The sequence below is a fragment of the Vibrio sp. T20 genome (genome assembly GCF_007858795.1).
Lineage (GTDB): Bacteria > Pseudomonadota > Gammaproteobacteria > Enterobacterales > Vibrionaceae > Vibrio > Vibrio satsumensis.
Map to the genome: position 1 here is coordinate 95,114 of NZ_VFEB01000061.1, position 11,607 is coordinate 106,720.

General features: G+C 47.2%; 10 protein-coding genes. 6 read left to right on the forward strand and 4 right to left on the reverse strand.

All coding sequences use genetic code 11. The annotated features are described in order from the left end of the window. Positions 1-1,437, forward strand: coding sequence for an amidohydrolase (locus tag FTW16_RS04875; protein ID WP_146490268.1), 1,437 nt, complete (start codon positions 1-3; stop codon positions 1,435-1,437). A gap of 92 nt (positions 1,438-1,529) precedes the next feature. Here FTW16_RS04875 and FTW16_RS04880 read toward each other — a convergent pair whose 3' ends face one another. From FTW16_RS04880 to uraH, 4 genes are all read right to left on the reverse strand, one after another. Continuing rightward, a complete protein-coding gene (locus FTW16_RS04880) occupies positions 1,530-2,891 on the reverse strand; it encodes an 8-oxoguanine deaminase (RefSeq protein ID WP_146490269.1) in 1,362 nt (453 codons plus the stop codon). Between the two features lie 161 nt (positions 2,892-3,052). Further along, a complete protein-coding gene (locus FTW16_RS04885) occupies positions 3,053-4,504 on the reverse strand; it encodes a nucleobase:cation symporter-2 family protein (protein ID WP_146490270.1) in 1,452 nt (483 codons plus the stop codon). 222 nt (positions 4,505-4,726) lie between these two features. Continuing rightward, positions 4,727-6,070 (reverse strand): NCS2 family permease, encoded by a 1,344-nt coding sequence (locus tag FTW16_RS04890; protein WP_146490271.1) that lies wholly within the window; start codon positions 6,068-6,070, stop codon positions 4,727-4,729. Positions 6,071-6,336: 266 nt separating this feature from the next. Beyond that, the gene (gene uraH / locus FTW16_RS04895) at positions 6,337-6,690 is read right to left on the reverse strand and encodes a hydroxyisourate hydrolase (protein ID WP_055319165.1); all 354 of its coding nucleotides are present in this window, start codon (positions 6,688-6,690) and stop codon (positions 6,337-6,339) included. A gap of 411 nt (positions 6,691-7,101) precedes the next feature. On the opposite strand from uraH, the gene puuE reads away from it, so the two are divergent. From puuE to FTW16_RS04920, 5 genes are all read left to right on the forward strand, one after another. After that, positions 7,102-8,022, forward strand: coding sequence for an allantoinase PuuE (puuE, locus tag FTW16_RS04900; RefSeq protein WP_108082567.1), 921 nt, complete (start codon positions 7,102-7,104; stop codon positions 8,020-8,022). A 23-nt stretch (positions 8,023-8,045) separates the two neighbouring features. Beyond that, positions 8,046-8,561 carry a 2-oxo-4-hydroxy-4-carboxy-5-ureidoimidazoline decarboxylase gene (gene uraD / locus FTW16_RS04905; RefSeq protein WP_146490272.1) on the forward strand — a complete coding sequence of 172 codons (516 nt, stop codon included), beginning with the start codon at positions 8,046-8,048 and terminating at the stop codon, positions 8,559-8,561. Positions 8,562-8,684: 123 nt separating this feature from the next. After that, the gene (gene alc / locus FTW16_RS04910) at positions 8,685-9,671 is read left to right on the forward strand and encodes an allantoicase (protein ID WP_146490273.1); all 987 of its coding nucleotides are present in this window, start codon (positions 8,685-8,687) and stop codon (positions 9,669-9,671) included. A 14-nt stretch (positions 9,672-9,685) separates the two neighbouring features. After that, on the forward strand, positions 9,686-10,246 hold the full coding sequence (locus tag FTW16_RS04915) for an ureidoglycolate lyase (protein WP_146490274.1): 561 nt from the start codon (positions 9,686-9,688) through the stop codon (positions 10,244-10,246). A 14-nt stretch (positions 10,247-10,260) separates the two neighbouring features. After that, positions 10,261-11,577 (forward strand): urate hydroxylase PuuD, encoded by a 1,317-nt coding sequence (locus tag FTW16_RS04920; RefSeq protein WP_146490275.1) that lies wholly within the window; start codon positions 10,261-10,263, stop codon positions 11,575-11,577. Positions 11,578-11,607 lie beyond the last annotated feature (30 nt).

Below are 11,607 nucleotides of genomic sequence, written 5' to 3' on the forward strand. Positions count from 1 at the left end.
ATGACGCTTAAAAGCTTGGCATGCACCATCAGCGCCGTTTTACTGGCTGGCTGTGGTTCGACAGTGGCAACTCAAACATACAACGCCGATCTGATTATCACTAATGGACAAGTCCTGACTATCAACTCTGAAATGGATGTGATTGAAGATGGTGTTGTTGTCGTGAAAAACGACCAGATCATCGCGGTGGGCAATGAGGACTTGATTACTCAATACCGAGCTGAAAAGGTGATTGATGCTCAAGACGGTATTGTTATGCCAGGCATGGTCAATGCTCACAACCACCTTCCTATGATTGCGTTTCGCGGTTTAGGCGAAGAGGGTATTTCCAACCGATTATTCGCTTACTTTTTCCCGCTTGAAGCCGAAAAGCTAAGCCGTGAACTGATTTATAACGCGACCAAGCTAGGCAGTATCGAACTGGCACAAAGTGGTGTCACGACTTATGCCGATATGTATTACCACATGGATGAAATGGCAAAAGCGACCAAAGAAGTTGGCCTGCGCGCTGTGCTCGGCGAAACCGTGATTAAGTTTCCAGTGGTTGATGCGAAAGAACCTTATGGCGGCATCGATTATGCCAAAGGCTTCATTGAGCAGTACCAAAACGACGAGCTGATTATACCTGCTTACGCACCACATGCAGTGTACACAGTGAGCAAAGACAAGCTTCAAGAAATCAACAAACTGTCTGCTCAATACGATGTGCCTGTATTAATTCACGTTGCTGAATTCCCGAATGAAGAGAAGCGCATCAAAGATGAAACTAAGGCCACGTCGCCAGTCGAATACATGAGTGAAATTGGTGTGCTGGACGAGCGTGTAGTGATTGCTCACGGTATCCACCTTTCAGAGAACGATCAAAAGCTTCTAAAGCAAGCTGACGCAGGTATCTCATACAATCCAATGGCCAATGCTAAAGGTGCGACGGGCATTGCTCCTGCATGGGATATGTATCGTGCTGACATGCGAGTAGGCTTGGGAACAGACGGCCCAATGAGCTCAAACCAAGTCGATATCATGCGCACCCTAAGCTATGCAGCGAACATGCAACGCTTGAAGCACTCTGATCGCACCATCATGATCCCTGAACAGGTTATTGAGATGGCAACCTTAGGTGGCGCTAAAGCTCTACACATGGAAGACCAAATTGGTTCTCTGGAAGTCGGTAAAAAAGCAGACATAGTGATTGTCGAGACGCAATCAGCGAACATGATGCCAAGCTACGACCCATACGCGACCTTGGTTTATCAAGCGAACCCAAGCAACATCGACACGACCATTGTTAACGGCCAAATCGTAATGGAAAACCGCGTGATGCAGACGGTTCAGCTGGATGACATCCGCCAAAGCGTTGATCAGTTTGAAACGGATATCAAAGCCTTTGCGAAAGAGCTTTCTAAGAAGGCGATTAAGTCGAAGAGCTTGATGGATTAGGACTTAAACCTGACTTTAGTAATCGAACAGAATGAATAAGGCCGACAATATGTCGGCCTTTCTTGTTTAGATAAGCTCAAAATACACGAACTTTAATTATTCATCGCCAGCTTACCTAACTTCATGGCTGCCGCATGGTGGCGGTGCATCAGTTGCTCCATGTCTACGCCAATCACAGCGCCATCGTTGACGCGCCACTTACCGGCAACCATCACTTTATCTGCTTGTTGAGCACCACAAAGCAATAATGCAGCCAGTGGATCGTGGCTACCAGAGAAACGAATGTCATCGAGTTTGAACATTGCGATGTCGGCTTGTTTACCAACTTCGAGCGTACCGATATCCGTTCTGCCCATTGCTCGTGCGGAGCCTGATGTCGCCCAGCGCAGTGCGTCGAAGTGTGAAACATTGGCAGAGCCATATTGCAGACGTTGTAGATACATCGCCATGCGTACTTCAGCAATCATATTGGAGCCGTCATTCGAGGCGGAACCATCAACACCTAGGCCGACTTTCACGCCAGCGGCTTCGAGGTCGTTGTTCTTACAAATTCCGGAAGCCAACATCATATTGGAGGTAGGGCAGTGGCTAATACCGATTCCCGCTTTACCTAAACGTTTGATCTCTTCTGGATTGAAGTGAATGCCATGAGCAAGCCAAGTGCGTTCGTTTAACCAACCCACATCCTCTAGGTAATCCACAGGGCGCAGGCCAAACTTCTCAATACAGAAGTCCTCTTCATCAAGTGTTTCACATAAGTGCGTGTGCATCATTACGTTCTCACGCTCACTTATCTTAGCGGTTTCTTTCATCAGATCTGTGGTGACAGAGAACGGCGAACAAGGCGCGAGTGCGATTTGAATCATCGCCCCTTCATCACGCTGGTGGTAATCGCGAATCAAGCGTTGGCTGTCATCAATGATGGTCTGCTCGGTTTGAATGGTGTGTCTTGGAGGTAGCCCACCTTCATCTTCCCCTAGGCTCATAGAACCGCGAGTGAAAATTGCTCTTACACCCAGCTTCTCGGCCGCCTCGACTTGTAAATCAATAGCGTGCTCAAGCCCGTTTGGTAATAAGTAATGGTGATCGGAAGCTGTAGTACAACCCGACATCATAAGCTCAACCAGAGCAAGCTCTGTAGCAAGGCTCATCATCTCTGAATCGAGGTTGGCCCAAACCGGGTAGAGGCTTTGTAGCCAATGGAAGAGTTCTTTATTGAGTGCGCCGGGGTAGGCACGCGTTAGGGTTTGGTAGAAGTGGTGGTGCGCATTGATAAGCCCAGGAGTCACAACATGACGAGAGGCATCGACGCTGTAATCTACGGGTAAGGTTGGCTCTTTGTGTTTGCCAACCAGCTCAATGATTTTATTACCTTTAATGACAATGCCGCCTTCTGCATCAGCGTGTGAGCCAGTGTAGATTGCGAGAGGATTCTTAATCCAGATGGTTTCCATTCATAGTAGTCCTTAGCCATCTCAGCCTTTTCAGGGAAGAGGGTCTTTATTTGGTATTTGTTGTTGAAAGATAAATTTGAATCTAGGGCGATGAAATATTCAGTGTTCTCGTTACGCCCGAGATTCTACGGAAATCGGTTTTACGCTCGTTAGCGGTTCATCTAGTTCGTTTTTGGCTCTGGGTTATCTGATGCCGTTTGAACGTCAGTTTCTGTTGTTGCTTGTTGAATTTCTAATTGCTCGTCTGACGCCATTGCATCTTCAGCTTGCTCTTTCATTTCTAGCTCAACTTGCGCTTGGCTTTCGGCCAACGCCTCTTGCTCTTCTGCTCGTGAAGATTTCGGTAACACAAGGTTTAGCAGCACGGTCATGATAGTACCGGTCGTGATGCCAGAGTGAAGAAAGTTCGCTAGGTCATGAGGTAAATGTTGAAGCAATCTCGGTTCGAAGGTAACAGCTAAACCAGACGCCAAACCAACACAGATTACCAAAGCGTTACGTTTGGTGTCTGCGGCTTTGATCAACATGCGGATACCCGCGTAGGCAATCATTCCGAACATCACGAAACCCACACCACCCCAAACAGGTTTAGGAATGGTGACGGCAATAGCGGCTAATTTCGGGAATAAACCGCCTAAAATCAGTAAACCACCGGTTGCTGCTACGACATAGCGACTTGCGACACCTGTGATACCAACAATACCGACGTTTTGACTGAATGACGCCAATGGCATCGCTGTTAAAATTGAAGATAAGGTACTACCAAGGCCATCGCCTAGCAGCCCACGTTTTAGATCTTTACCGCTGACTTGGGTTTGACAGTTGTTGCCCAATGCCATGAAGTCACCCGTTGCTTCCGCGATAACCACGATGTACACCAAGCTCATGCTGATGATGGCGCTAGCAGAAAAGGTAAAGCCATACTTGAAGGGTTCAGGTCCGCCAACCCAAGCTGCAGAGCTGATTTGTTCAAGGTCGACCATGCCGAGCGATAGCGCAACGATGTAACCACCAGCTAAACCAATCACGATAGCTGAAGCGGCAACCGCGCCTTTACAGTAAACCGATACACCAACCACAATCCCCAAAGAGACCAGAGCTAGAAACAGTTTAGGTAGCGTGGCGAATTGTTCTGTATTGGCAGGAGAGTCTCCGACCCAGTTCATGGCAACCGGTAAAATGGTTAAGCCGATTAGGGTAACCACCACACCACTTACCACGGTTGGGAACAGCGTCCTAACCTTGTCCATGTAAAAGCTGGCACCAATGACCACAAACGAGCCGATAAGCGCCGAGCCCATAATGGCGGCGACACCGCCTTCGTTTCCGATCGAAATAGCCACACCTAAAAAGGCAAAGCTCGAACCCATAACCACGGGCAGTCGAATGCCAACAGGGCCAAAGCCAAGACACTGAACAACGGTCACAATACCGGATGCCAATAGAGCTGCATTGATCAGTGAGACGATCTCTGTGTTGGGTAGGCCAATGGAAGCGCCGACAATAAGGGGAACAGCGACAATGCCACCAATCGAGGCGAGCATGTGCTGCAATGCGAGTAGGAAGGTTAAGCCGTGAGGCGGTCTTTCATTTAGGGTGTACAGAAGTTTCATTTGATATTCCTCTGCCTGCGTTTCCGTTTACAGGCGATTGGCGGTCAAATAATGACTTCTACAAACTGCGTAGGGTCATAAAAAAGGTGCATTAAAGGGACGGAATGCATCTGCGTTCCGCGTATTAATACAATTAGCTTTCTTAGCAATTTTGTCGGTAGATTGTGTGTCAGTAGCTTGGCTCATGAATGAGCCAAGCAATAAATCATGTTGCTGTGTTGATTATCCGATGAATACCAGCTTGGCAACGAAGATAGCCGCTAGGAAGTACATCGAAATTGATACGTCTTTTGTTTTACCTGTCGCCAGCTTAAGTACTGTGTAGGTAATGAAACCCAGTGCGATACCATTCGCGATAGAGAACGTCAGTGGCATCATCAAAGCGGTAATCGCTGCGGGTGCACCGTTGGTGAAATCTTTCCAATCAACGTGCTGCATGCTGCTCATCATCACAAATGCTACGTAAATCAACGCGCCAGAGGTGGCGTAAGCCGGGATCATTCCAGCAAGTGGTGATAGGAAAATCGCCGCTAAGAACAAAGCGCCTACCACAATCGCAGATAGGCCTGTTCGAGCACCGGCTGCAACACCTGCAGCACTTTCTACGTAACTGGTAACCGGCGGACAACCCACACATGCACCTGCAACACTTGAGATACTATCGGCTTTCAGTGCTTTGCTCAGACCTTCGATCTTACCCGTTTCAGGGTTAGTTAGGTTTGCACGCTCAGCCACGCCCATCAAAGTCCCCGCGGTATCGAACATGTTTACAAAAAGGAAAGCCAAGATAACGCTGATCATCGAAACATCAAGCGCACCCATAATATCCATCTTTAGGAACGTAGGCGCTAAACTTGGTGGGGCTGCGAAGAAACCGTTGTAGTGAACGAGGCCAAGCATCATGCCGACCAGAGTTACACTCAAAATACCGATTAACACTGCACCAAATACCTTGCGTTCACTCAGAACTGCGATGATAAGGAATGCGATAGCTGCAAGTAGAGCTTCAGGTTTGGTGAAGTCACCTAATGAAACCAAAGTTGCTGGGTTTTCGACGACAATACCTGCTGTTTTCAGACCAATCAGGCCCAGGAATAAACCAACACCCGCTGTCATGGAGTAACGCAGACTCACTGGGATACTTTCAATTATCCATTGGCGGACTTTGTAGAAGCTCATTCCGACGAACAAGATACCTGAGATAAACACAGCACCCAGTGCCACTTCCCAGCTGTAGCCCATTTCGCTTACTACAGTGAACGAGAAGAAGGCGTTCAAGCCCATGCCCGGCGCAAGGCCGACAGGCCAGTTCGCAAATAACCCCATTAGCAAGCAACCGATCGCAGCACCAATACAGGTTGCGACGAATACCGCACCTGAATCCATGCCTGAAGCGGCCATTATTTGTGGGTTAACGAAGATGATGTAAGCCATGGTTGCGAAAGTGGTGACACCACCGATTAACTCATTTTTTACACTACTGCCGTGTGCCTTAATTTTAAAAAACTTCTCTAAAATTCCGTTGTTCGCATCTTGGTTGAGTAGTTCTGTTTTACTCTCACTCATGTCAGCAAGTCCTTTTATGTTGTGATCCATTTATTGAATACAGCGAGATTTCAATATTAAGTTTTAAGGTTTTTCCTAGCCGCTATTTCTTTAGTTATCAGTTTCTAACCATCTGTTTTTTAGCTATTAATCTCTAACTATTAACGTTGTTAGTATTTTTATATGAGCGTGTTTAGTGAGTGCACACCTTTTGGGATGCACACATCACGCACTAATCTGTTTAATATTTGTCGGTTGAGCCTAGTTCGAAGTTCTAGGTCACGGGACTAACTGCCCCGATAGGTTGAGAAACTGTAAGGCGAGACGAGAAGAGGGACATGATAATGCGCTTCTGGGTCATCTAAGCCGAAACGAATCACCACATCATCTAAGAAGGGCACACCATCCAATTCTACACCTTTGCTTTTGTAGTAATCCGCAACGTAGAACACCAATTGATATTTCCCCGGTCGGAAATCATTCCCTGCCAGAATCGGCGCATCGGTTCGGCCATCGGAGTTGGTGAGTACCGTCGCCAGCTTTTCTGTTGAGTCTTCATTGACCTTATAAAGCTCCACCTTGATCTCTGCACCTGGTAAGCCGTGAGTAGTGTCTAATACGTGTGTTGTTAGTCTTCCCATAGTCCCTTAATAGCGCTTTTAGCGCTCCTCTGTTCCGTGGTTTATCTGTCTGTTTCGACCTTGCAAAGAATGCAACTGGTCACTTTGTTATCACTAACTATGTACGAACTGTACACAATTAGTAAAGCTAATTGTTGGAAAAATGTTAACCTTCGTGTCGTTTTTTCTGACTTTATAGATCTTGATTATCGTTTTTTAGTGAGTTTGTGCTTTATTAAGTTTTTGTTTTTAAATGATTTAAGTATCTAAATTTAACTTGAATAACAAAATCTTTACATTGAGATAAATAATTGTATACAATAAATGTACAGGGGTAAGGTTGCTCTGTTTATCGAGAATCCATTTGATTGAATCATTTGGTGACTCACTTAAAGAGCGGCTAAGCCAACCACTTATGTTAGGAGTACTTGGATGAATAAGGATTATTCAAGAAATTTGATCGGTTACGGAGCTAACCCTCCAAACCCTCAATGGCCAGGTAATGCGCGCGTCGCGGTTTCTTTTGTATTGAACTATGAAGAGGGCGGTGAGCGTTGTTTGTTACATGGAGACGACGAGTCTGAAGCCTTTCTTTCAGAGATCCCGTCAGCACAACCGATCAAAGGCGAACGTCACATCAGCATGGAATCCATCTATGAATATGGTAGCCGTGTAGGTGTATGGCGTGTTCTTCGCTTGTTCGATGAATATGAAATCCCACTGACCGTATTTGCGGTCGCTATGGCCATTGAACGTCATCCGGACGTTGCCAAAGCCATGGTCGAAGCGGGGCACGAAATCTGTAGCCACGGCTACCGCTGGATAGACTATCAATACATTGATGAGTCTGAAGAGCGTGATCACATGACCAAAGCGATTGAGATCATCCAGCAAGTGACTGGGCAACGCCCACAAGGCTGGTACACAGGCCGAACGGGCCCAAATACTCGTCGCTTGGTTGCAGAAGAAGGCGGCTTTCTTTATGACTCAGATGCCTATGATGATGACCTGCCTTATTGGCATACCGAAACGGGTCACCCTCAATTGGTGATCCCTTACACACTCGATGTGAACGACATGCGTTTTTCTACCGCGCAAGGTTTCAACTCAGGTGAACAGTTCTTCCAGTATCTAAAAGACACTTTTGACACCCTTTATATGGAAGGCGAAACCGCACCGAAAATGATGTCGGTTGGGTTGCACTGTCGGCTGATTGGTCGCCCTGGTCGTATTGCTGCGTTAAGACGTTTCCTAGATTACGTTAAACAGCACGACAGCGTGTGGCTATGTCGTCGAATCGATATCGCGAACCACTGGCACCAACATCACCCATACAACGGACAACAAAATTAGAACGAACAGCAAGGAGGCTTAACGTGACTGAATTTCGATCTTGCCAACCAACAACCATGAGCCGCGATACCTTTATCGCGCACTTTGCTGATGTTTACGAACACAGCCCATGGGTTGCTGAAGCGGTGTATGACCAAGGTTTGAATGCCGAAGATGATCATATTGAGAATCTTCATCTAAAAATGGCATCGACCTTGTTAAATGCCGATCAAGGCAAACAGTTGGCTTTGATCAACGCTCACCCGGATTTAGCGGGAAGAGCAGCAGTAAACGGCGAACTCACTGAGTCGTCGACCAAAGAACAAGCGGGGGCGGGCATCGACCAATGCAGCGCCGAAGAATTTGAAAAATTCACTTCTTACAACAACAGCTACAAAAGTCGCTTCAATTTCCCTTTTATCATGGCGGTGAAGGGAGCCAATCGTTACCAAATTCTTGAGTCGTTCGAGATGCGATTAGGAAATGATAGTGAAACTGAGTTTGCTACGGCGATTCAAGAGATCAACAAGATCGCGATGTTTCGCCTCTGGGATATGTAAGTTAACGGAGTTAACAGCTATCTCAGCCCAGTCTTAGTGCGTTAAAGGTTTGATTTGTAAAAACATAAGCCACTAAGTTCTCATTTTATTATTACTTGATTAATTTCATAGGATTACACGGACATGACCCATAAATTTGAACAGTATATAAACCTTGCAGACGAAAAACTCGGCGCAGAAGCTATTTTCGCAACCGACGATTTTTTCGCAGATAAAAGCCGTCTACTCAGCCACGCGGCACCAGAGTGGAAAGACGACTTATACGACGACAACGGCAAGTGGATGGACGGTTGGGAAAGCAGACGTAAACGTGGCGAAGGTTATGACTACTGTGTCGTTCGCCTTGGTCTAGCTGGCACTATTGCTGGCGTTGATATTGATACCTCTTTCTTCACAGGTAACTTCCCACCTTCGGCATCAATTGACGCGTGTTATTCACCACAAGGTGAACCGACAGACTCAACAGAGTGGCAAGAAATTCTGCCTTCAATGGCATTACAGGGTGATCATCATCATCTTGAAGAGATTGAAAGCGACCAAGTATTTACTCACCTACGTTTGAACATCTACCCAGACGGCGGTGTCGCTCGCTTACGTGTTTATGGCCGACCGAGTGTTGATTGGGACGCGATAGACTCTCAGCAACAAGTCGACCTAGCAGCGGTTGAACACGGTGGCCGAGCACTGGCATGTAGCGATGAGCACTACGGTAACAAAGCCAACATCTTAGGCCCAGGCCGCGGTGAAAACATGGGTGATGGCTGGGAAACAGCACGTCGTCGTACACCGGGTAATGACTGGGTTATCGTGGCACTAGGCCATCCAGGTAATATCGAACGTATCGTTGTGGATACTGCCCACTTTAAAGGTAACTACCCAGACAGCTGTTCGATTCAAGCGGCTTACGTGAAAGGCGGTACAGACGATCAAGTAGAAACACAAAGCCTATTCTGGCGTGAACTCTTGCCTGCACAAAAGCTGCAAGCACACGAGATTCATGAATTCATTTCTGAGGTTAACGACCTTGGTGCGATTACCCACGTACGTGCAAATATATTCCCAGATGGTGGTATCAGCCGTTTGCGTCTATTTGGTACGAAAGCGAAATAGGTAAGGAAATGAGTATGAGTAATGGAATACGTCGTTTATCAATCGAACCGTTAACCAAGCAGGCTTTTGCAGAGTTCGGCGATGTTATCGAGTCCGATAATAGTGATTTCTTCATGATCAACAGTGGATCAACACGTCGCTACCACAAGTTAGCGACAACGGATGTGCAAGACCAAGGCGGAGAAGCCATCATCAGTATCTTCCAAGCCACGCCGTTGAGCTACCCACTGACCATCAAAATGTTAGAGCGTCATCCACTTGGCTCTCAGGCATTCATTCCATTACTTGGTCAACCCTATTTAATTGTTGTTGCGCCAAAAGGCGATGATCCAACATTAGCCAATAGCCGAGCTTTCTTGAGCAACGGCCGTCAAGGAGTGAATTATCACAAAGGGGTGTGGCACCACCCAGTTCTCGCCCTCACCGATCAAGACCAGTTCTTGATTGTCGATAGAGGCGGCGAAGGACACAACTGTGATGAAGTTTACTTCGACAACGATCGAGTGGCATTGCATTTGGACGATCTGCCAACGGACGACAATAAGGAAGAGCAACGCTTAGCTAAAGCGTTGTGATACAGGAGTTTATTATGGATCCGCATATTACAGAGTGGTTGAACTTAGCAATACGCTGGGCTCACATGATTGTTGGTGTTGCGTGGATAGGCGCATCATTTTACTTTGTTTGGTTAGAGAACAACCTTAACCGAGTAAACCCAAAAACGGGCCTTTCTGGCGACTTATGGGCAATTCACGGTGGTGGTATTTATCACCTAGAAAAATACAAATTGGCACCACCAGAGATGCCAGAGCACCTGCACTGGTTCAAATGGGAAGCTTACTTCACGTGGATCACCGGTGTGTGTCTACTGGGTGTGGTTTACTACCTTAACGCTGAGATTTACCTGATTGCACCGGGCTCTGGTCTTGATTCAACCACTGCAATCGCGATTGGTATTGGTTCATTCGTTGCCGGTTGGTTTATCTACGACCTACTGTGTGACTCACCATTAGGTAAAACTCCAGTGCTGCTTGGTGTCGTGCTGTTTGTGCTGCTCGTCGCTGCGACATATGGCCTAACTCAAGTGTTCAGTGGCCGTGGTGCTTACATCCACGTTGGCGCAATTATTGGTACCATCATGGTGGGTAACGTATTCCGCGTTATCATGCCTGCACAGCGTAACTTGGTGAAAGCGATTGAAGAGAAGCGCGAACCGGATCCTGCACTGCCAGCGAAAGGTCTACTGCGTTCTCGTCACAACAACTACATGACACTGCCAGTGCTGTTCATCATGATCAGTAACCACTTCCCAAGTACTTATGGCTCGGAATACAACTGGCTGATTCTTGCTGGGCTAGCGATCTTCAGTATCTTAGTGCGTCACTACTTCAACACGCGTCATGGTAGCCAAAAGTTTGCATGGACAGTACCTGTAGCGGCATTGGGTATGATTACTCTCGCGTTTGTTACCTCACCTTACGCGAAAAAGCAGATGACTCCGGTTGTGCAAGCACCTGTGGTTCAAGAAGTGCAAGTAAGAGCGACTGAATCGGCTCCAGAAGAACTTGCTGCAAATAACACAGCTTCGGCAACGGCTGATGCTCAACAGGCTCCAGCGCATGGAACGCAATCTGCGGGCGCAGGCGTCAGCTTTGAAACCATCAACAAAGTCATTCAAGAGCGCTGTTCTGTCTGTCACTCTTCAACCCCGAGCCACGCCGCTTTTGCTGCTGCGCCAGCTGGTGTGGTGTTTGATACCCCAGAAGAGATTAAAGCCAACGTACCAAGGATTGTTGCTCAAACCGTAACAACCAAGGTGATGCCGCTCGGTAACATGACTCAAATGACCGACGAAGAGCGCGCACTCATCGGCACTTGGGTAGAGCAAGGCGCTACGCTTCAATAATCATACTTTGTAATAAAAGTACTCAGCATC